General features: G+C 62.8%; 24 protein-coding genes. 10 read left to right on the forward strand and 14 right to left on the reverse strand.

Annotated features, from left to right (window positions below):
* Positions 1–48 precede the first annotated feature (48 nt).
* Together MNR02_RS13265 and MNR02_RS13270 are read left to right on the forward strand one after the other, a co-directional pair.
* Positions 49–492: a nucleoside deaminase gene (locus MNR02_RS13265; RefSeq protein ID WP_241947124.1), complete on the forward strand. Its 444-nt coding sequence runs from the start codon at positions 49–51 to the stop codon at positions 490–492.
* Positions 493–497: 5 nt separating this feature from the next.
* On the forward strand, positions 498–800 hold the full coding sequence (locus MNR02_RS13270) for a hypothetical protein (RefSeq protein ID WP_241947125.1): 303 nt from the start codon (positions 498–500) through the stop codon (positions 798–800).
* Between the two features lie 7 nt (positions 801–807).
* Here the strand turns inward: MNR02_RS13270 and MNR02_RS13275 are convergent, their stop codons facing one another.
* The 6 genes from MNR02_RS13275 to MNR02_RS13300 all read right to left on the reverse strand — a co-directional run bounded on the left by MNR02_RS13275 (position 808) and on the right by MNR02_RS13300 (position 7,422).
* Complete coding sequence (locus tag MNR02_RS13275; protein ID WP_241947126.1) at positions 808–1,293, reverse strand: GNAT family N-acetyltransferase; 486 nt, start codon at positions 1,291–1,293, stop codon at positions 808–810.
* Positions 1,294–1,297: 4 nt separating this feature from the next.
* Positions 1,298–1,912: a hypothetical protein gene (locus MNR02_RS13280; protein WP_241947127.1), complete on the reverse strand. Its 615-nt coding sequence runs from the start codon at positions 1,910–1,912 to the stop codon at positions 1,298–1,300.
* A gap of 176 nt (positions 1,913–2,088) precedes the next feature.
* Entirely contained in the window at positions 2,089–5,067 is a 2,979-nt protein-coding gene (gene ileS / locus MNR02_RS13285) for an isoleucine--tRNA ligase (RefSeq protein WP_241947128.1), read from the reverse strand.
* Between the two features lie 241 nt (positions 5,068–5,308).
* Positions 5,309–5,632 carry a hypothetical protein gene (locus MNR02_RS13290; RefSeq protein WP_241947129.1) on the reverse strand — a complete coding sequence of 108 codons (324 nt, stop codon included), beginning with the start codon at positions 5,630–5,632 and terminating at the stop codon, positions 5,309–5,311.
* Positions 5,574–6,554 (reverse strand): bifunctional riboflavin kinase/FAD synthetase, encoded by a 981-nt coding sequence (locus MNR02_RS13295; protein WP_241947130.1) that lies wholly within the window; start codon positions 6,552–6,554, stop codon positions 5,574–5,576. The genes MNR02_RS13290 and MNR02_RS13295 overlap by 59 nt, the downstream gene beginning before the upstream one ends.
* Before the next feature lie 19 nt (positions 6,555–6,573).
* Entirely contained in the window at positions 6,574–7,422 is an 849-nt protein-coding gene (locus MNR02_RS13300) for a TIGR01459 family HAD-type hydrolase (protein ID WP_241947131.1), read from the reverse strand.
* Positions 7,423–7,740: 318 nt separating this feature from the next.
* Here MNR02_RS13300 and groES point away from each other — a divergent pair, with 318 nt between their 5' ends.
* From groES to MNR02_RS13315, 3 genes are all read left to right on the forward strand, one after another.
* Positions 7,741–8,037, forward strand: a complete 297-nt coding sequence (gene groES / locus MNR02_RS13305; RefSeq protein ID WP_134648963.1) for a co-chaperone GroES — start codon at positions 7,741–7,743, stop codon at positions 8,035–8,037.
* 53 nt (positions 8,038–8,090) lie between these two features.
* Positions 8,091–9,731: a chaperonin GroEL gene (groL, locus tag MNR02_RS13310; protein WP_241947132.1), complete on the forward strand. Its 1,641-nt coding sequence runs from the start codon at positions 8,091–8,093 to the stop codon at positions 9,729–9,731.
* Between the two features lie 591 nt (positions 9,732–10,322).
* Complete coding sequence (locus MNR02_RS13315) at positions 10,323–10,769, forward strand: hypothetical protein (RefSeq protein ID WP_241604880.1); 447 nt, start codon at positions 10,323–10,325, stop codon at positions 10,767–10,769.
* Between the two features lie 8 nt (positions 10,770–10,777).
* Here the strand turns inward: MNR02_RS13315 and MNR02_RS13320 are convergent, their stop codons facing one another.
* The 6 genes from MNR02_RS13320 to hisS form a co-directional block, all read right to left on the reverse strand.
* Entirely contained in the window at positions 10,778–13,576 is a 2,799-nt protein-coding gene (locus tag MNR02_RS13320; RefSeq protein ID WP_241947133.1) for an EAL domain-containing protein, read from the reverse strand.
* A 187-nt stretch (positions 13,577–13,763) separates the two neighbouring features.
* Complete coding sequence (locus MNR02_RS13325) at positions 13,764–14,981, reverse strand: NAD(P)/FAD-dependent oxidoreductase (protein WP_241947134.1); 1,218 nt, start codon at positions 14,979–14,981, stop codon at positions 13,764–13,766.
* 91 nt (positions 14,982–15,072) lie between these two features.
* The gene (locus MNR02_RS13330; protein ID WP_241947135.1) at positions 15,073–15,780 is read right to left on the reverse strand and encodes a glutathione binding-like protein; all 708 of its coding nucleotides are present in this window, start codon (positions 15,778–15,780) and stop codon (positions 15,073–15,075) included.
* A 102-nt stretch (positions 15,781–15,882) separates the two neighbouring features.
* The gene (gene hisG / locus MNR02_RS13335; RefSeq protein WP_241947136.1) at positions 15,883–16,578 is read right to left on the reverse strand and encodes an ATP phosphoribosyltransferase; all 696 of its coding nucleotides are present in this window, start codon (positions 16,576–16,578) and stop codon (positions 15,883–15,885) included.
* Positions 16,575–17,708 (reverse strand): ATP phosphoribosyltransferase regulatory subunit, encoded by a 1,134-nt coding sequence (locus tag MNR02_RS13340; protein WP_241947137.1) that lies wholly within the window; start codon positions 17,706–17,708, stop codon positions 16,575–16,577. Before MNR02_RS13340 ends, hisG begins: the two co-directional genes overlap by 4 nt.
* 205 nt (positions 17,709–17,913) lie before the next feature.
* Positions 17,914–19,524 carry a histidine--tRNA ligase gene (gene hisS, locus MNR02_RS13345; RefSeq protein ID WP_241947138.1) on the reverse strand — a complete coding sequence of 537 codons (1,611 nt, stop codon included), beginning with the start codon at positions 19,522–19,524 and terminating at the stop codon, positions 17,914–17,916.
* A gap of 288 nt (positions 19,525–19,812) precedes the next feature.
* Between hisS and MNR02_RS13350 the strand changes: the two genes are divergently transcribed.
* The 3 genes from MNR02_RS13350 (at position 19,813) to MNR02_RS13360 (ending at position 21,043) form a co-directional block, all read left to right on the forward strand.
* Positions 19,813–20,250 carry a hypothetical protein gene (locus MNR02_RS13350; RefSeq protein WP_241947139.1) on the forward strand — a complete coding sequence of 146 codons (438 nt, stop codon included), beginning with the start codon at positions 19,813–19,815 and terminating at the stop codon, positions 20,248–20,250.
* Positions 20,251–20,289: 39 nt separating this feature from the next.
* A complete protein-coding gene (locus MNR02_RS13355) occupies positions 20,290–20,604 on the forward strand; it encodes a hypothetical protein (RefSeq protein WP_241947140.1) in 315 nt (104 codons plus the stop codon).
* A gap of 70 nt (positions 20,605–20,674) precedes the next feature.
* Positions 20,675–21,043, forward strand: coding sequence for a DUF305 domain-containing protein (locus tag MNR02_RS13360; protein WP_241947141.1), 369 nt, complete (start codon positions 20,675–20,677; stop codon positions 21,041–21,043).
* 119 nt (positions 21,044–21,162) lie between these two features.
* Here the strand turns inward: MNR02_RS13360 and MNR02_RS13365 are convergent, their stop codons facing one another.
* On the reverse strand, positions 21,163–21,381 hold the full coding sequence (locus MNR02_RS13365) for a hypothetical protein (RefSeq protein WP_241947142.1): 219 nt from the start codon (positions 21,379–21,381) through the stop codon (positions 21,163–21,165).
* A gap of 157 nt (positions 21,382–21,538) precedes the next feature.
* Complete coding sequence (locus tag MNR02_RS13370; RefSeq protein ID WP_241947143.1) at positions 21,539–22,168, reverse strand: DNA-3-methyladenine glycosylase I; 630 nt, start codon at positions 22,166–22,168, stop codon at positions 21,539–21,541.
* Positions 22,169–22,379: 211 nt separating this feature from the next.
* Here MNR02_RS13370 and MNR02_RS13375 point away from each other — a divergent pair, with 211 nt between their 5' ends.
* Both MNR02_RS13375 and MNR02_RS13380 read left to right on the forward strand, forming a co-directional pair.
* Positions 22,380–23,120 (forward strand): L,D-transpeptidase, encoded by a 741-nt coding sequence (locus MNR02_RS13375; RefSeq protein WP_241947144.1) that lies wholly within the window; start codon positions 22,380–22,382, stop codon positions 23,118–23,120.
* Positions 23,121–23,366: 246 nt separating this feature from the next.
* Positions 23,367–24,017 carry a L,D-transpeptidase gene (locus MNR02_RS13380; protein WP_371746751.1) on the forward strand — a complete coding sequence of 217 codons (651 nt, stop codon included), beginning with the start codon at positions 23,367–23,369 and terminating at the stop codon, positions 24,015–24,017.
* Positions 24,018–24,053 lie beyond the last annotated feature (36 nt).

Raw genomic sequence — 24,053 nt, forward strand, 5'->3', positions numbered from 1 at the left:
GTGTCGTATCAGGTCAGACGCCCCGGGTTAAGAGGAATTCGTTCCGCTATGACAAATCGCTTCATGGAAATCGCGCTGGCCGAGGCCCGTGCTGCCGGCAAACGCGGTGAAGTGCCGGTCGGCGCCGTGCTCGTCATGGATGGCGCCATCATGGCTCAGGCGGGCAATCGCACGCGCGCCGACAACGATGTGACCGCTCATGCCGAAGTCGCCGTCATCCGCGAGGCCGCCCGCAAACTTGGCCAGGAGCGGCTGACGGGCGCCGACCTCTATGTGACGCTCGAACCCTGTACATTGTGCGCGGCCGCCATCTCCTTCGCCCGCATCCGACGCCTCTATTATGGCGCAGAAGACCCGAAGGGCGGCGGCGTCGACAATGGCGTGCGCTTCTTCGCGCAGCCCACCTGCCATCATGCCCCGGAGGTCTATTCCGGCATCAGCGGCCTGGAAGCCGCGGAGATCTTGAAGGACTTCTTTCTGGAAAGGCGCTGAGAACGATGCCACCCGCCACCGCTGCCGTTGTCGCAACCGTCATCCTGATGGCCGCCATGTCCGGCCTTGCCGCGCGCCGCATCGCGCCGGGTGCTGAACGACTGACCATGCAGTGGAACCGCGAGGGCAAGCCGAACTGGTCGCTGCCGCGCAACGCCGCACTCGCCTTCACGCCGACGCTGGCAGTCTTGGTGCTCGCCTTTGTCGCCATGAGCGGCGGAATGATCGTGGCGATCCTGCCTCTTTGCGTCGCCTTTGTCGGCGCGCATATGCTTCATCTGGTCCTGCTTGCCCGGCGCGGAGGCTGACCGGGTCTCACCCTTCGGCGAAGCGTTTCAGCCGGTCGCCCGTCAGGCGATAGCGCAGCCATTCCTTCTGCGGCTCGGCGCCGATGGCATCGTAAACGCGGATGGCCGGCTCGTTCCAGTCGAGCACGCTCCATTCGAAACGGCTGCAATCCTGTTCGATGGCAAGGCGCGCAAGGTAGCGCAACAGCATCTTGCCGACACCGGCACCGCGATGGGCGGGCGTTACATAGAGGTCCTCGAGATAGAGGCCGTTCTTCGATTGCCAGGTGGAATAGGTCTTGAACCAGATAGCGGAGCCGGCCGGTTCGCCGTCTTGCGTCTCGCAGATGGCCGCGCAACTCACAGACCCCTCGCCAAACAGAGAGACCGCGACGCTTTCTTCGGTCGCGGCGACTTCGGACAGGGCATTTTCGTAGTCCGCGAGCTCGCGGATGAAGCGCAGGATGACGGCGGCGTCATCGACCGTCGCCGGCCGGATTCGGTAGCCGGTCATGATGTCAGAACGGCCACCACTTGGAACCACTCTGCTTGGCGGCCTTCGCTTCCTTCTTGCGACGACGTTCCTTCTGCTTTTCCGGCTCGCCGAGATCGGCCTGGGCTTCCTCGGGAAGCTTGCGATATTCGGTCGGCGGATCGCTCAGGTAGCGGCGCTGGTCGGAATAGGCGCCCATCTGCAGGCGGCGTGCCTCGCGGTAGGCCTGAGTCTGCTGCGCCGTGCCCATCTGCTGGGCATTGGAATTCTGGCTGACAAGCGGCGAACGGTAGCCGGGATTGTTGAGGTTCTCATCGGCCTCGGCGCGAAGGCGCTCGCGCATGTCTTCCGGATTTTCCAGCCATTCGGGGTTTTCCTTGGACGCGACCGACTGCTGCGGATTGGCCAGCGCCGTCTTGTCCTTCGGCACGACAAGGCCGCCGCGCGGCTGATAGCGGACCGTCTTTGCGCCCTTGTTCTCCGGCTGGATCATCACCGCATTGCCGAGGTCGTCGATCAGCTGCTCGCCGGCTGTCTTGTCGGTGCCGTAGGTCGGGCCCATGCAACCGGTCAGAAGGAGGCTGCCGCCGAGAAGGCCGAACAGGCCGGTCCGTACCCGAATATTTCGCGTCATTCCCATGAATACCCTTCCAGCAGAGCCGGTACGCAGAAAACTCATTCCACGGCAAAAGTCCGCCGTGCCATGGCGGAACAATCCGACCATTTTCAGGCAGCATTACCGGATGAGGCGCCGAAGTGCAATTCATGCCGGCAAATCGACGGCCGGAAAGAACCGGCCGTCAACAGAGCGGGCGCTTATGCCGCGCGGCGGAAACCGATTTCGCGCAACGCCGCCGCATCGCGGGCCGACACATCAGGATATTCCGGGTCGGAACCGACATCCGTCGTGATACGCCAGGAACGGGCGCATTTCTGCCCTTCTGCCAGTTTCGGCTCGACGGAGACCTTGGCGACTTCGGCAAGGCGGAAGGCCTCCACCGGGCCTTCGCCGGCAACGAGCGTGATAGCCGAGGTGATGCAGATTTCCGCGAAATCCTGGCCGTCAAGGGCAGCCAGAAGCTCGGGATCGGCGATGTGGACGACCGGAGCGGCCTCCAGCGAGGCGCCGATGCGCTTCTCGCGACGCTCGATTTCGAGCGCGCCGGTGACGACCGAGCGCACCGCGCGGATCTTCTCCCACTTGGCTTCGAGTGCATCGTTGCGCCATTCGGCCGGCACGTCCGGGAACTGCTCCAGATGCACCGAGACGGCTTCCGGCTTGCGCGAGAGCCAGGCCTCCTCCATCGTGAAGGGCAGCATCGGGGCGAGCCAGGTGACGAGGCAATCGAACAGCTTGCGAATGACGGCAAGGGCGGCCCGGCGCTTCAGCGAGGACGGGGCATCACAGTAGAGCGCATCCTTGCGCACGTCGAAATAGAAGGCCGACAGTTCGACATTCGAGAAATCGATGAGCGCGCGGGTGATCTTCTTGAAATCGAAGGCATCATACCCCGACCGCACGAGCGCATCCAGTTCCGCCAGCCGGTGCAGCATGAGCTTTTCCAGCTCCGGCATGTCGGCATAGGCGATCTCCTCGCCGTTGTCGTGCGCCAGCGTTCCCAGCATCCAGCGCACCGTGTTGCGCAGCTTGCGGTAGGCGTCGATATTGGTCTGGATGATCGTCTTGCCGAGGCGCTGGTCTTCCCAGTAGTCGGTGGTCATGACCCAGAGACGCAGGATATCGGCGCCCGATTCCTTCATCACGTCCTGCGGCGAGACGACGTTGCCCTTGGACTTCGACTGCTTTTCGCCCTTCTCGTCCATGGTGAAGCCATGGGTGACGACGGCGTTGTAGGGCGCGCGGCCGCGCGTCGCGCAGCTTTCGAGCAGCGACGAATGGAACCAGCCGCGATGCTGGTCGGAGCCTTCGAGATAGACGTCGGCCGGCCATTTCAGGTCCGGGCGGTCCTCCAGCGTGAAGGTGTGGGTCGAGCCCGAGTCGAACCAGACATCGAGGATGTCCATGACCTGCGTCCAGCCTTCTCCCGCACGATTGCCAAGGAAGCGCTCGCGCGCGCCCTCTGCGAACCAGGCATCGGCGCCTTCCTGTTCAAAGGCCTCGAGGATGCGGGCGTTGACGGCGTCATCGACGAGCACTTCGCCCTGTTCGTCGGCGAAGACGGCAATCGGCACGCCCCAGGCGCGCTGGCGCGACAGAACCCAGTCCGGGCGGCCTTCGATCATGCCGCGCAGGCGGTTCTGGCCGGAGGCTGGCACGAAGCGGGTCTGGTCGATTGCTGCAAGCGAACGCGAACGCAGCGTGGTGCCATCGCCGAGTTCCTTGTCCATATAGACAAACCACTGCGGCGTGTTGCGGAAGATGACCGGCTTCTTGGAGCGCCAGGAATGCGGATAGGAGTGCTTAAGGCGGCCGCGGGCAAAGAGGTTGTTCTCAGTGATCAGCGCCTTGATGACGCGGTCGTTGGCATCGCCCTTCTTTCCGTTGTCGTCCATGACGCGCGCACCTTCGAAGCCGGGGGCATCGGCAGTGTAGAAGCCCGCGTCGTCGACGGTGAAGGGGATCTTGGAGGAGATGCCGCGCGCCTCGAGGTTGCGGGCCTCGGCCGTCCAGGCATCAAAGTCCTCGCGGCCGTGGCCGGGGGCCGTGTGCACGAAGCCCGTGCCGGCATCGTCGGTGACATGGTCGCCGTCGAGCAGCGGCACCGGGAAGGTGTAGCCGAGCGGCGCGAGCGGATGGGCTGTCACGATCGCCGATAGCTCTTCCGGCGCGACATCGCGGAGGAACTTCAGCGTCACCTTGGCCTTGGCGGCGCAATCATCGGCCAGTCGGGTGGCAAAGATCAGCTTCTCGCCCGGTTGCGGGCCGAAATCGTTCGTGGCGCTTTCCACCTCGTAGAGGCCGTAAGGGAAGCGCGACGAGAATGAGATGGCGCGGTTGCCGGGGATCGTCCAGGGCGTGGTCGTCCAGATGACGACAGAGACCTTATCCTCAACCAGCTCCTCAACGTTGTTTATAACCGACGCGATGCCATCTGCAATTCGGTCAGCCTCAACCTCCGAAGCAACGCGAGAATAGCGAGCTGACGTGTCCGCTCCAACCACTGGGAACTTCACCCAGATCGTGTCGCTCTCGACATCGGCATATTCGACTTCGGCTTCGGCCAGCGCGGTGCGCTCGACGACCGACCACATGACGGGCTTGGAGCCGCGATAGAGCTGACCGGACTTGGCGATCTTCAACAGCTCGCCGGCGATGCGGGCTTCGGCATGGAAGGCCATGGTCGTATAGGGATTTTCGAAGTCGCCCTCGATGCCGAGACGCTTGAACTCGTCCGACTGGATCTTGATCCAGCCGCTCGCGAAGTCACGGCATTCCTGGCGGAATTCGTTGACCGGAACCTCGTCCTTGTTCTTGCCCTTCTCGCGGTACTTTTCCTCGATCTTCCATTCGATGGGAAGGCCGTGGCAGTCCCAGCCGGGCACGTAGTTGGCATCGTAGCCGCGCATCTGAAACGAGCGGGTGATGACGTCCTTGAGAATCTTGTTCAGCGCGTGGCCGATATGGATATTGCCGTTGGCATAGGGCGGGCCATCGTGCAGCACGAATTTCTCGCGGCCGGCGGCGGAGGCACGCAGCTTCTTGTAGAGGTTCATCTGCTGCCAGCGGGCCACCGTTTCCGGCTCCTTCTGCGGCAGGCCGGCGCGCATCGGAAAATCCGTCTGCGGCAGATTGAGGGTGGACGAATAATCGACTTTTTCAGGCGTATCGGTCATGGATATGGCTATCGTCTTTGTTCGCGCGCATCGTGCGCATGCGGAGGGAATATCGGTCAATGCACCGGCAATGACGGCGGGGGCGTTTCAAGAACACCCGAAATCCCGGACCTTCCGGCCTCGCTCAGAGCGCGCGGAAGGCCGGGCCACTAATTCGCAGATCGATGGTCAGCCGGTGGAGCATCATGCGCGCGGTCTTACGGGGTTTTCGGCGGTTTGAAAAGACATATCGCAAACCTCTTCATCGCGATCCGGTGCGACGGCCACGCAGGCGTGCTGGTACAAGAATGATGGTCGTCAGCGTTCGTCGTCCCGTCGCATCGTTTCTGAAGATTGCGGCCCCGCCGAAGGCTTGGGAAAGTCCGTCGGCCTCAAAAGTGCCGCCACCGCCATAGACGGCAACGACGTGCTGCTGCGGCACTACGCTGACAACGGTGTCGCCCGATGCGGCAAAACCCTGCGAGCGGAAGAGATAGAGGGGCTGGGCTCGCCACTCTTCATGCGCGTCAGAAACAGAGGCGCTGGTCGATCTCGCCGAGCGGTCGCACGCCTGAAAGAAGCGCACGCGCTTCCTCCTCGTCGCGCTTCATCTGCACGACGAGCGCGTCGAGACCATCGAATTTCAGTTCGTCACGCAGATGGCCGAAGAAGGAGACGGCGGAGATTTCGCCATAGAGATCGCCGGAAAAGTCGAAGAGGAAGGTTTCGAGCAGCGGCGCACCGTTCGACGTGACGGTCGGGCGGCGGCCGAAGCTCGCGACGCCGTCATGCAGACTGCCGTCGGGACGGCGGAAGCGCACGGCGTAGATACCGTTGCGCAGTTCCACTTCCGGCGGAAGCGCCATGTTGGCGGTGGGGTAGCCAAGGGTGCGGCCGAGCTTCTTGCCGTCGATGACCTCGGCCTCGACCGTGTAGCGATAGCCGAGCAGGCCAGCGGCTTCGGTAACCGTGCCCTCGCCGAGCAGAGAGCGGATAACGCTGGAGGAGATGACCGAGGCGTTCTCGTCGCGGAAGGCATCGACCAGTGTGACGCCGAAACCGTTGTCCTGTCCGGCCGCCATCAGGAAGGCGGGGCCGCCTTCCCTGCCCTTGCCGAAATGGAAATCGAAGCCGGTGACGACCTCCGAGGCGTGCAGCCATTCGAGCAGGACAGCACCGATGAAATCATGCGCCGACATTTCCGAGAAGGTGCGGTCGAACGGGTATTCGATGACGGCGGAAAAGCCCATGCCTTCCAGGATACGGGCCTTGAGGGGGGCTGGCGTCAGCCGGAAGACGGGCGTATCCGGCCGGAAGATCGTGCGCGGATGCGGCTCGAAGGTCAGAACCAGAGCGGGGGCGCAGCGGCCTTTGGCAATGTCCAGCGCCCTTTGCAGCACGGCCTGATGGCCGCGATGCACGCCGTCGAAATTGCCGATCGCGATGACGCCGCCGCGCAGGTGCTCCGGCAGCAGCTGTTTCGTCTCGTTCCTGTGAAATACCGTCATGACGACCGTCTCCGTCCCGTCACTGCAGCCGGGGCATCCACCATTTCGGGTGGGCCTGTTCCTGATCCAGGAAGGCAGCGAGCTTCACCTCGTCGGTGCGGCCGCCTTCGACATAATGCTGGGCGTGGATACCGCCGGATATGTAGAGCACATCTAGGCCATAGGCCTCGGCCCCGCGCACGTCGGTCGGCATGCCGTCGCCGACGGCGATGACGCGCGACAGATCGAAGTCGCCGCGCACGTCGCGCGCCTCGGCGATCGCCTTGTCGTAGATCGGGCGGTGCGGCTTGCCGGCGATCTCCGTCGTGCAGCCGAGTTCCTCATAGACCTTGGCGAGGGCACCGGCGCAGGCGATGAGCCTGTGACCGCGCTCGACGACGAGGTCCGGGTTGGCGCAAATGAAAGGCAGCTTGCGGGCGGCGAGTGCGGTGAGTTCCTCGCGGTAGTCCTCGACGGTTTCCTTCTCGTCCTCGCGCAGGCCCGCGCAGACGACGATACCGGCTTCGTCCATGCCCACAGGTTCGACGTCGAGACCATCGAGCAGCGGCAGGTCCTTCTCGGCGCCGATGAAATAGACCTTGTTCGGGCCCTTGGCGATCAGCGCGCGGGTAACGTCGCCGGAGGTGACGATGCGGTCATAGGCATCGTCACCGACGCCCAACCCGCGAATCTGCACCTTCACGCCCGGATGAGGGCGTGGCGAATTGGTGATGAGCACGACGGTCATGCCGGCCGCACGGGCTTCTGCGAGCGCTTCCGATGCATAGGAGAAGGCCTCCACCCCGTTGTGCAGCACGCCCCAGACGTCGCAGAGCATCACGTCGTAGTGCGCGGCGATGTCGCGGATGGATTGGATGCGGTGGGACATGGGGGAGTTCCGTATCGAGATCAGGCCCGCGTGACATCGCAAAGCGACGCCAAGAAAACAAGCCTCTCCCTACAATTTTGACGCATCCACAGGCAAAGTTGCAAAAATTCACACGACCGCCTTGATGGCGTGGCAGGACGTTCCCATCTGCCGGCCGCGGCAACCGCCAACGGTAAAGAATTTTCCGAAGGCAGTTCTTGACTCGAGAGAAAGCCCCCCTTATCTCGAAGCCGCTAGCACTCTCCAACGATGAGTGCTAACAATAATCCATCGGACCCGCTCTGGGTTCGCAATGTCATTTGATCGAGGGATTAGACAATGGCAAGCACCACCTTCCGCCCGCTTCACGACCGCGTCGTCGTTCGTCGCGTCGAATCCGAAGCCAAGACCAAGGGCGGCATCATCATTCCGGATACCGCCAAGGAAAAGCCGCAGGAAGGCGAAATCGTCGCTGTCGGCACCGGCGCTCGTGACGAGTCCGGCAAGGTTATTCCGCTGGATGTCAAGGCTGGCGACCGCGTCCTGTTCGGCAAGTGGTCGGGCACCGAAGTCAAGCTCGACGGCGAAGACCTTCTGATCATGAAGGAAGCCGACATCATGGGCATCATCGGCTGATCAGCCGGTAACCCGTTCCGCAATTCGCTGATATCTACTCAGGAGTCCTCACAATGGCAGCCAAAGAAGTTAAATTCGGCCGCACCGCGCGCGAAAAGATGCTGCGCGGCGTCGATATCCTCGCAGACGCAGTCAAGGTAACGCTTGGCCCGAAGGGTCGTAACGTCGTCATCGACAAGTCCTTCGGCGCTCCGCGCATCACCAAGGACGGCGTTTCCGTCGCCAAGGAAATCGAACTGGACGACAAGTTCGAGAACATGGGCGCCCAGCTCGTTCGCGAAGTCGCTTCCAAGACCAACGACATCGCCGGCGACGGCACCACGACCGCAACCGTTCTTGCCCAGGCTATCGTTCGCGAAGGCCACAAGGCCGTTGCCGCCGGCATGAACCCGATGGACCTCAAGCGCGGTATCGATCTCGCCGTCACGGAAGTCGTCAAGGATCTCCAGGCCAAGGCCAAGAAGATCAACACCTCGGAAGAAGTTGCCCAGGTCGGCACGATCTCCGCAAACGGCGACAAGCAGGTCGGTCTCGACATTGCTGAAGCCATGCAGAAGGTCGGCAACGAAGGCGTCATCACGGTTGAAGAAGCCAAGACCGCCGAAACCGAACTCGAAGTCGTCGAAGGCATGCAGTTTGACCGCGGCTACCTGTCGCCCTACTTCGTGACCAATCCGGAAAAGATGGTCGCCGATCTCGAAGACGCTTACATTCTCCTCCACGAGAAGAAGCTTTCGAACCTCCAGGCCATGCTTCCGGTTCTCGAAGCCGTCGTCCAGACCGGCAAGCCGCTGGTCATCATCGCTGAAGACGTCGAAGGCGAAGCCCTTGCTACGCTCGTCGTCAACAAGCTGCGTGGCGGCCTCAAGATCGCTGCCGTCAAGGCTCCGGGCTTCGGCGACCGCCGCAAGGCCATGCTGGAAGACATCGCCATCCTGACGGGCGGCACGGTCATCTCCGAAGACCTCGGCATCAAGCTCGAAAACGTAACGCTCGACATGCTCGGCCGTTCGAAGAAGGTTTCGATCTCCAAGGAAAACACGACGATCGTCGACGGTGCCGGCCAGAAGGCTGAAATCGAAGGCCGCGTTGCGCAGATCAAGGCCCAGATCGAAGAAACCACCTCCGACTACGACCGCGAGAAGCTGCAGGAACGTCTTGCCAAACTCGCTGGCGGCGTTGCCGTCATCCGCGTCGGCGGTTCGACTGAAGTCGAAGTGAAGGAAAAGAAGGACCGCATCGACGACGCCCTCAACGCGACGCGCGCTGCCGTTCAGGAAGGCATCGTACCGGGCGGTGGCGTTGCCCTGCTCCGTTCTTCCACAAAAATCACCGTCAAGGGTGAGAACGCAGACCAGGAAGCCGGCATCAACATCATCCGCCGCGCCCTCCAGGCTCTCGTTCGCCAGATCGCGGACAACGCAGGTGACGAAGCATCCATCGTCGTCGGCAAGATCCTCGAGAAGAACGAAGACAACTACGGCTACAACGCTCAGACCGGCGAATACGGCGACCTGATTGCGCTTGGCATCGTCGACCCGGTCAAGGTTGTCCGCACGGCTCTGCAGAACGCAGCTTCGGTTGCCTCGCTGCTGATCACGACGGAAGCCATGATCGCCGAACTGCCGAAGAAGGACGCTCCGGCCGGCATGCCTGGCGGCATGGGCGGCATGGGCGGCATGGACATGATGTGATAGGCGAAAGCCTATCGCAGCGTGACCATCAAGCTTCGCCCATGCACTAAAGTCGGTTCAGCGCGTCAAGCGCGCTGAACTGGCGGCATGGACATGATGTGACAGGCGAAATCCTTCACATATGAGCCATCTGGTTCAGTTAGGAAAGGGCGGTCTTTGGACCGCCCTTTTTGTTTTACGGCAACCGGCCTGCAACGTTTCCGGAAGAAGAATTTTTCCAACCGTACAATAATTTTCAAAAAGCCGTTGATGGCGTTGAAAAACCAACTATAAAGACGCCCCAAGTGAGCTTTAAAGATTCACAGGGGGGCCTGAGGCGCTGAAAACCCGGCATCATTGCTGCCGGCAATCCGCCCGCGACCATCCCCACGGTATTTAATGGAACCGCCATGGCCTTGACGGAGAGGCAGCGACGGTCTTCTCCGCGTACATCCGACCCGATATGCACAACCGGAACCGGATGCAGTTCAGTTCATAGAGACGTGTGGCGGCCAGCTTCGGGAGCTCGGCCGGTGCACATTTTTAGCGTGTCATGAGGCGCAAGCGCCCGCGACATGTCGTTCAAATTCGAGCAACTGCCTGAGGTCGTAGGTGTTCAAGATAATCAAGACTGATCTCTCGTCGCCCTTTCTGCCGGGCTCGATGGAATTCGATGAGACGGATAATGAGCTTCTCACCCAATATTGCGTGACGGAGCGCTGGACGGGCGATCTTTCCAACGGTCTCTTCACGCTCGGCGAGAAGGCCACGCTGGCGCATGGCATGACACAGCGCACCTGCGGGCTGCTCAACCTCATCCGGTGCTATGAGCCGCTGGATCGCACGCGCGTGCTGGAGCTTTTCGAGCAGGCGGCCGCCTCCTCGTCTTCCTTCTGCTTTTCCACGACCATTCATCTGGATGGCGCGCCGCGCCAGCCGGTGTTCTGCGTCGGCGAATCGACGGGCCTGGAAGAGAAGTACGCCGGCACGATCATCGGCGTCTTCATCTTCCCCCGTTTCCAGATCGACCTCGCCGGCCGGCGCTTCAAGCGGCAGTAAGCGGCGTCCTACGCCGCTTCACTCGCCTGCCGTGCCGCGCGAATGCGCTCCATCGGCATCGGCCGCCCGAGGAAATAACCTTGCGCTTCGTCGCAGCCCTCGTCGAGCAGGATGTCGAGCTGGTTGCGCGTCTCCACGCCCTCCGCCAGCACCGGAACACGCAGCGTATGGCCCAGCGCCAGGATGGCGCGGATAATAGCCTTGGCCTCCGGGCTCGATTCCACCTCGCTCATGAAACTGCGGTCGAGCTTGATCTTGTCGAAGGGGAAGGCACGTAGCGTTTCCAGCGACGAATAGCCGGTTCCGAAGTCGTCGATGGCAATCGTAACGCCGAATGCCTTGATGCGGCGCAGCGTTTCCAACGCCCGTTCCTTGTCGCCGATGATGGTCGATTCCGTGATCTCCAGCTCCAGTCGGCGCGGGTCCAGCCCCGTTTCCTGCAGCACGCGGTGCACGAGGTCTGCGACATCCGCATTGCCGAGCTGGACCGGCGAGAGATTGACCGCGATCTTGTGCGAACTATCCCAGCTGACGGCCTCGCGGCAGGCTTCGCGCAGCACCCATTCGCCGATCGGCAGGATGGCGCCGCATTCCTCGGCGATCGGAATGAAATCCGACGGCCGGATGGTGCCGCGCACCGGATGGTGCCAGCGCAGCAGAACCTCGTAACCGAGCGTCTGACCCGTATCGACGGCTTTCTGCACCTGATAGTGCAGCTCCAGTTCGTTGCGACCAACAGCCTGCCACAGATCGTTCGCGATCAGGCGGCGGCGACGGGCGGCCTCGTCCATCGACACTTCGTAGAAGCATACGGTCTGCGTCAGCGCCTCCTTCGCCCTGTACATGGCAAGGTCGGCGTTGTTCAGCAACGCACCGACGTTGTCGGCATCCTGCGGGTAGATGGCGATGCCGAAGCTGGCGCCCGGCCGGATATCATAGCCGTCGATGCGGATCTCCTCGCCAAGGCAAGTTTCAAGACGCTGGACGAAGCCGGTAAGCTCCGCCATGTCCTCGAAGCGCTTGGAGGCGGCAAACTCGTCGCCGCCGAACCGGGCGATCGTCTCGTCGGCCGCAAGGCAGGCCTGCATGCGGCGCGACAGGGTGGCCAGCACTTCGTCTCCCGCGGCATGGCCGCGCGTATCGTTGATCTCCTTGAACTTGTCGAGGTCGATGGCAATGACCGCGACCTTGCCACCGGAGCGGCGGGCGGAAAGCAGGTCGGCCTCGAGCCGGTCGTTGAAGCTCGCGCGGTTGGGCAGCCCCGTCAGACTGTCGTGACGCGCCAGGAAGGAAATCTGCGCCTCCGAACGCAGGCGTTCGGACACATCCTCATAGGTCGCGACCCACGAACCATCCGGCAGGGTGCGGTGATAGAGCTGTACGGACACGCCACTGGAGAATTTCTCGACAATGGCATCGACCTCCCGCGCCTGGATCGCAGCACGTCGGCGCGCATAGATATCCCGCGCCTTGGCCTGCCGTTCCTCGGGGTCGGAGAGGACGACTGCCACGCCGAGGTCGATGATCTCGCGAAGGGTCATGCCAGGCTTGATGCCACCCTCGGGAAAGCCGAAGATTTCGCTGTAACGCCGGTTGGCCAGCAGAAGTCGCTCCTCCTTGTCGAACAGGCAAAGCCCCTGCGACATGTTCTCCAGCGCCAGATCGAGGTTCTTCGTTACCTCGGCCAGCCGATCGGCGTCCGCCTTCTCCTGCGTGATGTCCTTGGTGATGTTGGCATAACCGACAAGGGCACCGCTCGCGTCATGGATCGGGTCCATCACCGTGTTGGCCCAGAAACGGGATCCATCCTTGCGGTGGCACCAGCCCTCGGTCTCGAACTTTCCCTGCTCGCGCGCAATGCGCATGGCGCGCTCCGGCTCGTCCGCCACACGATCTTCCGCGCCATAAAAGCGCGAGAAGTGCTGGCCGACGATCTCTGCGGCCGCAAAACCCATCTTGCGTTCGGCGCCCTCGTTCCAGTTCGCCACCCGGCCCTCTGCGTCGAGCATGTAGATGGCATAATCCTTCACGCCCTGCAGAAGCATGGAGAAGCGGCGTGCGTTCTCGTTCGCGGTCATCTCGGCCTGGCGGGCGAAAACGGCAGCTGTCAGCCCCGCGATGAGCAGGGAGAATGCCACGGTCGCGATGAGGGGCACCATGACGCTTGTCGACAGCATCGTCTCGCCGGCCACCGGCATCGGACCCGGTTCGATGCGCACGGCGGCCATGGCGGTGAAATGCAGCGACACGACGGCGAGCGCCATCAGGCCGGTGGCAAGCGCGCGATCCCGCGCACGCGGTGCGGGGCGCAGGCAGCAGATCAGCCCCAGCGTGCTGAAGAGGGCGGCGCTCACGACCGAAGCCGCGACATAGGTCTTGTCGAAGAAAAGCGTGCCCGGCAGTTCCACCGCCGACATGCCGATATAGTGCATGGAGGTCACGCCCGCGGCAAGCAGCAGGCCACCCGCCAGAACCGCACTGCGGCCCGAGACATAGGTCGCCACGCCGAGCCCCGCGGCGGTGACGAATATGGCGACGCCCAGCGAAACAAGCGTCGGCTCCATGATGAAGCCCATATCCATGCCGGGATCGTAAGCCAGCATGGCGATGAAGTGAGTTGCCCATATGCCGAAACCGCTGGAAGCGCCGGCCGCACCGAGCCAGAGAACCCGTGCCATACCGACGCAAACGAGGGCGCGCTGCGTGAGGACAACCGCGGCATAACAGGACAGGAAGCAAATGAGTGCGGCGAGCAGGACGAGACGAAGGTCGTGCTCAACGGTCAGGCAGGTCAGGATATACAGCATGAAGACGGTCACCGGGTGGGGCTATGTGATCGCCAAAAACGCCGTCAATCCTGAAGAATCGATAAATCCTCACGTTACGGAAGCCTGCTGCCGGGTTCCATGTGCCGTCATACTTAACGGATTTCGAAAATATGCAACCAGGTGCGACGGCGACGTGCGCAGCACACAACCACGGGCGCTAATAAGCCTAGAGAGTCAGCGCCTTGAGGTCCGCAGCCGGATCTTCCAGCGTTGCGCGCTCCGGGGTACGCCCCATCTCGATCAGCTTCTTGCCGACGACATAGGCCTTGGCATCGTTGACGGCATCGACCGCGATCAGCCGTCCCTGCCGGAAGTACCAGACGGAAACGCTGCCCTCGCGCTGGCCGGGGCGAACGAATGTATCGTCGAAACCCGCGCAGAAGCCGGCGATCTGGAGCTTCACATCATACTGATCCGACCAGAACCACGGTTTCGGCTGATAGGGCTCGTCGCCGCCGGCGATGACCGCGGCTGCCGCCTCGGCCTGATCGACCGCGTTCTGAACGGATTCCAACCGCACGCGACTTCCTTCGAAGGGCAGTACGCTGCAGTCGCCCATGGCGAAGATGGCAGGATCGGAGGTACGGGCGTGTTGATCGACCACGATGCCGTTCGCCACCTCCAGGCCGGCCTCGCGCGCGAGCTGGTCGTTCGCCGTCACGCCGATACCGGCGATCACCACATCGACCGGCAGCACGAAGCCGTCGGTCAACTCCGCGCCGGTGACGCGGCCGTTTTCGCCAAGAAGGCGCACCAGGCCGGTCTTCTCCCGCACATCCACACCGCGGGCGTGATGAATGGCCTTGAGGATCGTGGCCGTCGCGGGCGATGCAACGCGGGCAAGGATACGCTCAGCCATTTCGATCACCGTGACATGCAGCCCCCTGCCCCGCGCGACGGCGGCCGCTTCAAGACCGATATAACCGCCGCCAACGACGAGCGCCCGGCGGCCTTCCTGCATTTCCAGACCGAGACGGTCCGCATCGCGATAGTCGCGCACGGTGAAAACGCCGTCCAGATCGCCGCCGATCTCGGCGGGCAAGCGACGCGGCGTGGCGCCGGTGGCGAGCGCGATAAAAGCGTAATGCAGCGTCGTGCCATCGCTGAGCGCCACTGTCTTGGCTGCACGATCGATCGCCGTCACCTCGGTCGACAGGCGGATTTCGACATTGTTTTCCGGATACCAGGTGTCGGGGCGGAACATGAGGCGCGACAGGTCCGCCTCGCCCAGCAGGTATTTCTTGGAGAGCGGCGGGCGCTGGTAGGGATGACTGGCCTCGGCCGAGACGATCGTGATCGGCCGCTCGTCCTTCAGTGCACGCAGTTTGGCAACGAGGGAAAATGCGGCCTGACCGCCGCCCACAACAACCAGTCTTCCCGTCACGATGTTTCCGTCCCGCTCTTGTTTTCCGAGAGGTAGCCCGGCGTACCCGGTGGCGTCAACAGGCGCCGCGCCACCGGATTTTCGGTTTGTGTCAGGCGCTTGCCGGAATTTCGAGGCCCTTTGCGGACGCCGGACGGGCAACGCAACGCTCGACCCACGCACCGACCGCCGGGAAACCCGCGTAGTCGAGCGCTTCGCGGCCGCCGTAGAAGATATCGGCGCCGCGCACCCACGGGAATGTGGTGATATCAGCGATGGTGTATTCGTCGCCCATGATCCACTGACGATCCTTGAGGCGGTCTTCCAGAACCGAAAGCAGGCGCTTGGACTCGTCGCGGTAGCGCTCCATCGGATAGGAGTTGTTGGCGACCTTGTCGGCGGCATACTTGAAGAAGTGGCCGAACTGCCCCAGCATCGGGCCAACGCCGGCCATCTGGAACATCACCCAGCACAGCGTTTCATAGCGTCCGGCGGCATCGGCCGGGATGAGCTTGCCGATCTTCTCGGCGAGATAGACGAGGATGGCGCCGGATTCGAACAGGCCGATCGGCTTGCCGCCGGGGCCGTTCGGATCGATGATCGCGGGAATGCGGCCGTTCGGGTTGAGCGAGATGAACTCAGGCGATTTCACGCCGTCCGGACCGAACTCGATGCGGTGGGCTTCATAGGGAAGCCCAAGTTCCTCAAGCGCGATCGAGACCTTCACACCGTTCGGCGTGGGCAGCGAATAGAGCTGGATGACATCGGGGTTCTTGGCGGGCCACTTCTTGGTGATCTGGAAGGCGGAAAGGTCGGACATGAACGGCTCCTTGGACACGGGAGCTCATAGATAGGACAGGTGGACGGGCGATGTCAGGGTGGCCCCGACAAAATTCCGGTGGAAGCCGGATAGTCCCTGCAGTCAGAGCACCCCACGCACCGCGTCGATGATCTCAGCCACGACCGGATTGCCTTCATGCTCGGGCTTGCGGGCGCGCACGAGGCAGGCTTCCGATTTCAGGATCACGCCATCGGACAGGATCTTGAGGTGGTTGGCAACCAGCGTCGACCCGGTCGATGTGATGTCCACGATGATGTCGGCCGAGCCGGAGGCGGGTGCGCCTTCCGTGGCGCCCAGGCTTTCGACGATGCGGTAGAGCTGGATGCCGTGATTGCCGGAAAAGAACTGCTGCGTCAGCCGCCAGTACTTGGTGGCGATCGTCAGGCGGCGGCCGTGGCGGGCGCGGAAATCGGCGGCGACATCGCCGAGATCGGCCATGGTATCGACATCGAGCCAGATTTCCGGCACGGCGACGACGACATCGGCATGGCCGAAGCCCAGGCGAGCGCAGAACTCGACGCGAGCATCGGCCTCCGCCAGCCCCTCACGCACCAGATCCTCGCCAGTCACGCCGAAGTCGACCGTACCATTGGCAATCTCGCGCGAGATTTCCGAGGCGGAGAGAAAGGCGATCTCGATATCGTCGCGGCCTTCGACCCGGCCGCGATAGGACCGGTCATTGCCGACGGCGATGACGGAAAAACCGGCGCGGGCGAGAATGGCGGACGAATCCTCCTTCATGCGCCCCTTGGACGGAAGACCGATGGTGATGGTCATGCCGCAGCTTCCTTCACGCTTGCGATGCGATCGAGCCACAGCGAAAAGCCGACGGCGGGAATACGCTCCTTGGCGCCGAGCAGCGTGAGCAGCCGGTCGAAGCGGCCCCCACCAGCAAGAACGAGCGGATCGCCCTCAGGCGTGATCTCGAAGACAAGGCCGGTATAATAGTCGAGCGGGCGGCCGAAGGCGGCGCGATAGGTCACGGCGGACGGGTGCATGCCGGCCTCGCGCAAAGCGGCAACGCGGCTTTCGAAACGGGTGAGCGCTTCTCCAAGCGACAGGCCGGCCTTCTGCGCGAAGGCGGCGAGCGCCTGTGGCGCATCCGCAAGGCTCAGTTCCAGCGCCAGGAATTCCCTGAGCAGCGCAAGCGTGCGCTCATCTAGGCGGGTGTTCGCCAGTTCCATTTTCTCCCGCAGGCGGCGCGCGATATCAGCGGGGCTGCGGCTGGCATTTGTGGAATAGCCGGTCGCTTTCATCGTCTCGTCGATATGGGCGATCAGCGTCGTCTCGTCGTCGAGTTTGCCGAGAATGGCAAGGCGTTCGACTTCCGGGCCGAAGACGCCTGACGGGGCGGGATTGGACAGCGTGTCCATCAGCCGTTGCAACTGCGTCTGGTTGCCGAAGGCGTGGACAAGCCGCTTTTGCCAGCCGGCCGGCAGACCGCAGGCGGCAACCACCGCCTCGAACACCGACTGGTCGCCCAGCACCACGGACAGTGACACGCCCGGCAGACGGTTTGCCAGCACGGCAATGGCATCGCTGACCGCACGGGCATCGGCGCGCGCCACATCGGGCTCGCCAAGATCCTCGATACCAGCCTGATAGAACTCGTTCGATCCCTCGCGGCGCTGGCGGAAGACCTCGCCGAGATAGGCATAGCGCCTCGGCGTACCGGTCGCCGTCTCAATATGGCGCAGGCAAACGGGAATGGTGAATTCCGGGCGCAGGCACAGGCTCTTGCCCGTCTCGCTCTCCGTCATGAAGATGCGCCGGCGCAGATCCTCGCCCGCCATGTCGAGGAAGGGTTCGGCCGGCTGGATGACCGGCGTGTCGACGCGCTCGGTGCCGAGGGCTTCGAGATCGGAGATCAGATCGGGGGCGAAGGCGGGGAGATTGATCAGTGGCATGGGAAAAGCTCCGGCCGCGGGGCGGCATAGCCCCCTCTGGCCTGCCGGCCATCTCCCCCACAAGGGGGGAGATCGAATTGTTGGACCGTCTCGCCTGTCCCTGACATCTCTATCCGGGTGATGCGTTCGCGCCTTGCCAATCTCCCCCCTTGTGGGGGAGATGGCCGGCAGGCCAGAAGGGGGTGGAAGGACGCGCGCATCGCTATCAGCCGGCCCGCGCCCGGTCTTCGGCGTGCGCCTCGAGGATTTCACGGACCTTCGCTACGAGTTCGCTTTCCGGCACGGAAACCTGCGCCACGCGCGCCTCGCGCCAGGACGTGTTGTCCTCGATTTCACCGGAGAGGCGCTTGCCTTCGATCAGGTCCTTGATCTGCACCACGCCTTCGCCGCGCTCGTCGCCGCCCTGGATGATGGCGACGGGGGCGTTGCGGCGGTCGGCATATTTCAGCTGGTTGCCGAACTTCTTCCAGTTGCCTTGGTACATCTCTGCGCGGATGCCGGCATTGCGCAGTTCCTGGGTGAAGCGCTGGTAGCGGCCCATGCTCTCGACATCGCCGTCCATGACGGTGACGAGAACGGGGGCGACGACCTCGTCCTGCCCGAGCTTGCCGAGGTTCTTCAGCGCCGTCATCAGGCGCGAGACGCCGATGGAGAAGCCCGTGGCCGGCACCGGCTGGCCCATGAAGCGCGACACGAGACCATCATAACGGCCCCCGCCGCCGACGGACCCGAAGACGACCTTCTCGCCCTTCTCGTTGGTAACGGCAAACTGCAGCTCGGCCTCGAAGACGGGGCCGGTATAGTATTCCAGGCCGCGGACGCAGGACGGATCGATCTTGATACGGCCGCTTTCATACCCGCAAGCAGAGAAAATCTGCGCCATTGCTAACAGCTCTTCTGCACCTCGCAACCCTGTCTCGTTAGTAGCAAGATCTATCAGCGATCTGGCGTCGTGGATGTTGTCAGCATAGGTAGAAGGCTCTGCCTCATTCGGATCGGAATAGAACGACTTCATATCCGCGATATTACGAGTGTCATCTGTCTCGACGTCAACCGCAGCCATACCGCCCGATAACGTGACGATAATTCTCGCGATTTGTTGCGAATTCAAACCTACACCTTTGGTGAAGTCTCCGGATTCATCCTTGCGTCCCTCGCCTAGCAAAAGGCGAACACCTTCAACGCCAAACTTATCAAGCTTGTCGATGGCGCGCAGTACATTGAGCCTCCGCCCAGCATTCTCCTCACCGCCTAACCCGATCGCCTCCAGCATCCCGTCCAGAACCTTACGGTTGTTGACGCGAATGACATAGTCGCCGCGCTTGATGCCGAGGGCTTCCATCGTGTCGGCCATCATCATGCACATTTCGGCATCCGCCTGGACACCGGCGGCGCCGACCGTATCGGCATCGAACTGCATGAACTGGCGGAAGCGGCCCGGGCCGGGCTTCTCGTTGCGGAAGACATAGCCGGCACGATAGGTGCGGTAGGGCAGCTGGATCTCGTTGAAATTCTCCGCGACATGGCGGGCGAGCGGCGCCGTCAGGTCGTAGCGCAGGCTCATCCACTGGTCGTCGTCGTCCTGCAGCGAGAAGACGCCCTCGTTGGGGCGGTCGCTGTCGGGCAGGAACTTGCCGAGCGCATCGGTGTATTCGAAGAGCGGCGTTTCGACGGGATCAAAGCCGTAGCGCTCATAGACCTCGCGAATCTTCGCGGTCATCTCGTTGACGGCGCGGATATCCGCAGCCTCGCGGTCGACAAAGCCGCGCGGCAGGCGGGCTTTCAGCTTCTGCGGTTTTTTCTGCTTTTCGCTCATCGGGACGGCCGAAATTCCTGTATTTCCGTTGCGGTTTCCCTAGCGGATTGGGCCGGAAGCGGCAAGGGCGCAAAGACATGCCCTTTTGATCGAGCTGAAACCGGCAGCTCTCCTTTTAGTAGATTTCGGCTGCGGCTGGGCGTATGAAAGCGAACGCTCATTCGCGCAGCCGTTGCTGCCGGTGAACGAAAATTTTCAAAAGACGGCGACCATACGAAGGGCTGGGTGTGGTTTGTCGCCACGTGCATGTCCCCTCGGACGGCGACTACACCAGCCCGGACCGACGCAATGGCATCGAAATCGACAATCTCCCTCGCGCAACGCTCGTCCGTCGCAGACTTCATCGGCATCAAGGCGGATCAACTGGACGACATGTTCGTCTGCGAATCCTGGAGCGCGGACCTCGCGACGGGAATTCTGTGGATCGGGCCGCAGACCGCCGCCTTCCATGGTGTGGCCGGCCAGACCTGTGGCATCCTCGATATCATCCAGCCCTATGATCCCGCCGATTGGCACAAGGTTCTGCTGGCGCTGGAGGAAGCCGCCACCGTCGCGACCGATATCAGTTTCGGCACGTCGATCCGCCCCAAGGCGGGGCTCTACCGTCCGGTATTCTGCTTCGGCCATTCGGAAATCACGGCGAACGGCGGCGTGATCGTCGGCACCTTTGCCACCGCGCGGCGCTGTCTCGAAACGACTGTGACCATGCCGACCCTGTTGAACTGAGGCCTTTCCTTTTGCGCAGCACGCGCCTATCTCTGGTGCATGCGGAAGATTTTCCTCATATTCGCCATTCTGGGCGCCGTGCTCGCCGGCTGGGTGCCGGCGATGGCCGGGACGCTGCATGCGGCCCGCATGCCGGCAGCGCAGGCCGTGCACATGCATGATCACGGCTCCGGCGAACACGGAAAAACCAAGCCCTCCGCCCATCCCGTCGCGTGTGCTGCGTGTTTTGCGATAGAAGCCGGCACGCTTTTACCGACCAACCGACGGTTCGATATCTCCGCGCGCATTTCCAGCGCCGAGCCGCGCCTTGCGGGCCGTGCGCTGTCGCCGCTCGATCCCCCTCCCCGAGCTTGAACACGATTGCATGACAATGCGGACGCGCCTCGCGTCCGCTCATCAACCGTTTTCAGAACTGGAAAAGACAATGAACGCAAAGACCCTGTTTCTTGGCGCTGCCCTCGCGCTCGCCTTCTCCCTGCCGGCCATCGCACAGGAGGCCGATCACTCGGGCCATCAGATGGCGGCCGAGCCTTCGGGCAGCGCATCCACGCAAGCCTTCATCGATGCCAATGCGAAGATGCACAAGGGCATGGACATCCCGTTCTCCGGCAATGCCGACGTGGATTTCGTGCGCGGCATGATCGCCCATCACCAGGGCGCCATCGACATGGCGAAGATCGAGCTGGAGCACGGCAAGGACCCGGCTATCCGCAAGCTCGCGGAGGAGATCATCACCGCCCAGGAGGGCGAGATCAAGATGATGGAAGAGTGGCTGGCGAAGAACGCCCAGTAAGCCGCATAACCGCCGGCCGGGAGCCCCGCCGCAAGGCGGGGCTCTTTCGTATCGCCATCTGTGCGGCGAATGCGTCCCCCAAACGAAAAACCCGCCGGATCCGGCGGGTCTTCAATCGCTCACTCGCCGGCCGGCGGCCGGCTGGTCGCAGAGGCCTCGACAAGCGAGGCGGCGATCGCGCGGGCCATCATAAGGCTCGTTTCGCGCAGTTCGGTGTTGGAGCCGCTGCGCGCGGACCGGATGAGACGAAAGCCCTCGCGCAACATGATCTCCTGCGCCTTGTCACAGGCCCAGAGTTCCAGCCGGGTATCGTCGATTGCAGATAGGTTTGGCGCCATAAATCCCCCATGCCAAATCATTCAGCATAAAGCGGCACCGCGCGACCATACGTGTACACGTCGCCCCAGACTTGTTGATGTATGAATTCGCCGCTCAACCTTAAGCTACATGATTCGTCACAAAATCAAATAGCTGTTTGTAACGGCAAGCCCGGATTTATGGCCGTACGAGCGCATTTCTCTTAAGTTCTACGTCTGCCCGGCAACAACAACCTTCAACGTGGTCGTTGACGAGCCCCATGGCCTGCATGAAGGCATAGACGGTCGTCGGACCGACGAAGGTCCAGCCGCGCTTCTTGAGATCTTTCGAAAGGCGCACGGATGTCGGCGTGGTGGGATTGGCGGAAATCGTCGCCCAATCCACCCTTGCAGGACGCTCATCCAGACCGGGCTCGAAGCTCCAGAAATAGCGGGCGAGTGTGCCGAACTCGTCGCGCAGCGCCTGTGCGCGGCGTGCATTGTTGATGGTCGAGACGATCTTGCCGCGATGGCGCACGATGCCGGTATCGGCGACGCAGCGCGCGACATCCTCCTCGCCGAACGCCGCAACGCGGTCGAAATCGAAGCCGGCGAAGGCAGCGCGAAACCCTTCCCGCTTGCGCAGGATGGTGAGCCAGGACAGGCCCGACTGGAATCCTTCCAGGCAGATCTTCTCGAAGAGACGGATATCGCTCGTGACGGGCTGGCCCCATTCCTCGTCATGGTAACGCCGGTAGTCGTCGAGGTTGCCGTGCCAGGCGCACCGCGTCTTCCCGTCCTCGCCCACCGTCAATCCGCGTTCCGTCATCACCGTCTCCGTTTCCTTTTTGTTCGCGTTTACCACTCATCAACCACCTTTGGAAAGCGGGCAATAACCCTACTCAACGCTTTATCGGCATCGTGCATGTTTAATGAATGGGCGTTTACCATTCGCTTCATCTGACGGTGCAAGCATTTTGGCGAACCGGCGTCGCATTGGGGCGGCGCAGACCGGCGACGATCAGTAGCGAGTACGTCCGATGTTGATACGAACCCTTCTAGCAGCAGCCCTGCTGAGCACCACGACGGTTGCCCACGCCAACGACCGGTACGGCAGCCGCCCGCCCGTCATCGTCAGCCCCGACCTCACCGCGCCGTGGCTGATGCAGCTGACCGGCGAAGGCGCGCAGCCGGCCGCCAATACCCGCCGCATCATCCAGCGCCAGCGGGTGGAGCAGCGTCGCGTCATCCGCCGCGACGGCGTCGCCCGCGTGGAGCAGGTGTCGGCGACCGGCCAGGCACAGAGGCCCGTACGCTCCAAGCTCGACCCGATGTATCTGCCGCAGATCGTTTCCTACGAGAGCAAGCACAAGGCCGGCACGATCGTCATCGATACCAACAACCGCTTCCTCTATCTCGTGATGGGCGACGGCAAGGCGCGCCGCTATGGCGTGGGCGTCGGCAAGCCCGGCTTCGAATGGGCCGGCACGCACACCGTGACCCGCAAGGCCGAATGGCCGCGCTGGACGCCGCCCAAGGAAATGGTGGCGCGCGAGGCCGCGAAGGGCCATTACCTGCCGGCCTCTATGGAAGGCGGACCGGAAAACCCGCTCGGCTCGCGCGCCATGTATCTCGGCTCGACACTTTACCGCATCCACGGCACGAATGCGCCCTGGACGATCGGCTATGCGGTCTCCTCCGGCTGCATCCGCATGCGCAACGAAGATGTCGTCGATCTCTACGAGCGCGTGAAGGTCGGCACCAAGGTCATCGTGATCTGACACCGCCCAAAACCAAGCAATTCGGACATCTCCGGCCGCTCCGCTGCCGGAGATGTTTTCGTTTTACGCAGGCCCCGTCGAAAGAATTCGAACAAATCCGCCCTCGCAACCGTCCTGCTTCCGGCGGGCCGACTTGAATTTGATCAGGACTCGGCTAGCCTTGCGGAATTGAGGATTGAGAGGGACTTCAACATGCGGACATACGCATCGATCTTGCTGGCGGCCGCCGTCGCCGTCACGGCGATCATGCCGGCAACAGCGGCCAGCGCCTTTCCCGGCGCGCGGCAGGAGAACCAGGCCGGCCCCGCGCGCGACGTCGTGCTCGTGCAGCAGAGCAAGAAGCAGGTCGCCCAGAAGTACAAGCGCACCAAGGTCCGCTTCGTCACCGACCAGGCGCCGGGCACCGTTATCGTCGATACGAACAACAAGTTCCTCTACTATGTCGAGGGCAAGAACCGGGCGACGCGCTACGGCATCGGCGTCGGGCGTGACGGCTTCGGCTGGTCGGGCGTGGTGAAGGTGGGGCGCAAGGCCGAGTGGCCGAGCTGGACGCCGCCGGCCGAGATGCGCCGCCGCGAGGCCAAGAAGGGGCGCATCCTGCCCGTCGTGCAGGCCGGCGGTGAGGACAACCCGCTCGGCGCGCGCGCCCTCTATCTCTATCAGGGCGGCCGCGACACCATCTTCCGCATCCACGGCACGAACCAGCCCTGGACGATCGGCCAGAACATGTCGTCGGGCTGTATCCGCATGATGAACAAGGATGTGGAGCACCTGTATGCCCGCGCCGATATCGGCACCAAGGTCATCGTCGTCGGCCCCGGCAACCGGCAGGGCGCCGTCGACTACAACGACCGCGGCGTGGATTTCTTCGGCACGCTCTTCGGCTTCGGCGGCTAATCTGAGAAGACCTGCTGGTATCAGGGAATGCCGGCT

Origin of the sequence: Shinella sp. H4-D48 (assembly GCF_022637395.1) — a bacterium.
In the GTDB taxonomy this organism is placed as follows: domain Bacteria; phylum Pseudomonadota; class Alphaproteobacteria; order Rhizobiales; family Rhizobiaceae; genus Shinella; species Shinella sedimenti.

Coding starts and splice junctions, on each gene's coding strand:
- MNR02_RS13265 (WP_241947124.1), top strand. CDS start 49: ATGACAAATCGCTTCATGGAAATCGCGCTGGCCGAGGCCCGTGCTGCC.
- MNR02_RS13270 (WP_241947125.1), top strand. CDS start 498: ATGCCACCCGCCACCGCTGCCGTTGTCGCAACCGTCATCCTGATGGCC.
- MNR02_RS13275 (WP_241947126.1), bottom strand. CDS start 1,293: ATGACCGGCTACCGAATCCGGCCGGCGACGGTCGATGACGCCGCCGTC.
- MNR02_RS13280 (WP_241947127.1), bottom strand. CDS start 1,912: ATGGGAATGACGCGAAATATTCGGGTACGGACCGGCCTGTTCGGCCTT.
- ileS (WP_241947128.1), bottom strand. CDS start 5,067: ATGACCGATACGCCTGAAAAAGTCGATTATTCGTCCACCCTCAATCTG.
- MNR02_RS13295 (WP_241947130.1), bottom strand. CDS start 6,554: ATGACGGTATTTCACAGGAACGAGACGAAACAGCTGCTGCCGGAGCAC.
- MNR02_RS13300 (WP_241947131.1), bottom strand. CDS start 7,422: ATGTCCCACCGCATCCAATCCATCCGCGACATCGCCGCGCACTACGAC.
- groES (WP_134648963.1), top strand. CDS start 7,741: ATGGCAAGCACCACCTTCCGCCCGCTTCACGACCGCGTCGTCGTTCGT.
- groL (WP_241947132.1), top strand. CDS start 8,091: ATGGCAGCCAAAGAAGTTAAATTCGGCCGCACCGCGCGCGAAAAGATG.
- MNR02_RS13320 (WP_241947133.1), bottom strand. CDS start 13,576: ATGCTGTATATCCTGACCTGCCTGACCGTTGAGCACGACCTTCGTCTC.
- MNR02_RS13330 (WP_241947135.1), bottom strand. CDS start 15,780: ATGTCCGACCTTTCCGCCTTCCAGATCACCAAGAAGTGGCCCGCCAAG.
- hisG (WP_241947136.1), bottom strand. CDS start 16,578: ATGACCATCACCATCGGTCTTCCGTCCAAGGGGCGCATGAAGGAGGAT.
- MNR02_RS13340 (WP_241947137.1), bottom strand. CDS start 17,708: ATGCCACTGATCAATCTCCCCGCCTTCGCCCCCGATCTGATCTCCGAT.
- hisS (WP_241947138.1), bottom strand. CDS start 19,524: ATGAGCGAAAAGCAGAAAAAACCGCAGAAGCTGAAAGCCCGCCTGCCG.
- MNR02_RS13350 (WP_241947139.1), top strand. CDS start 19,813: ATGGCATCGAAATCGACAATCTCCCTCGCGCAACGCTCGTCCGTCGCA.
- MNR02_RS13355 (WP_241947140.1), top strand. CDS start 20,290: ATGCGGAAGATTTTCCTCATATTCGCCATTCTGGGCGCCGTGCTCGCC.
- MNR02_RS13360 (WP_241947141.1), top strand. CDS start 20,675: ATGAACGCAAAGACCCTGTTTCTTGGCGCTGCCCTCGCGCTCGCCTTC.
- MNR02_RS13365 (WP_241947142.1), bottom strand. CDS start 21,381: ATGGCGCCAAACCTATCTGCAATCGACGATACCCGGCTGGAACTCTGG.
- MNR02_RS13370 (WP_241947143.1), bottom strand. CDS start 22,168: ATGACGGAACGCGGATTGACGGTGGGCGAGGACGGGAAGACGCGGTGC.
- MNR02_RS13375 (WP_241947144.1), top strand. CDS start 22,380: ATGTTGATACGAACCCTTCTAGCAGCAGCCCTGCTGAGCACCACGACG.
- MNR02_RS13380 (WP_371746751.1), top strand. CDS start 23,367: ATGCCGGCAACAGCGGCCAGCGCCTTTCCCGGCGCGCGGCAGGAGAAC.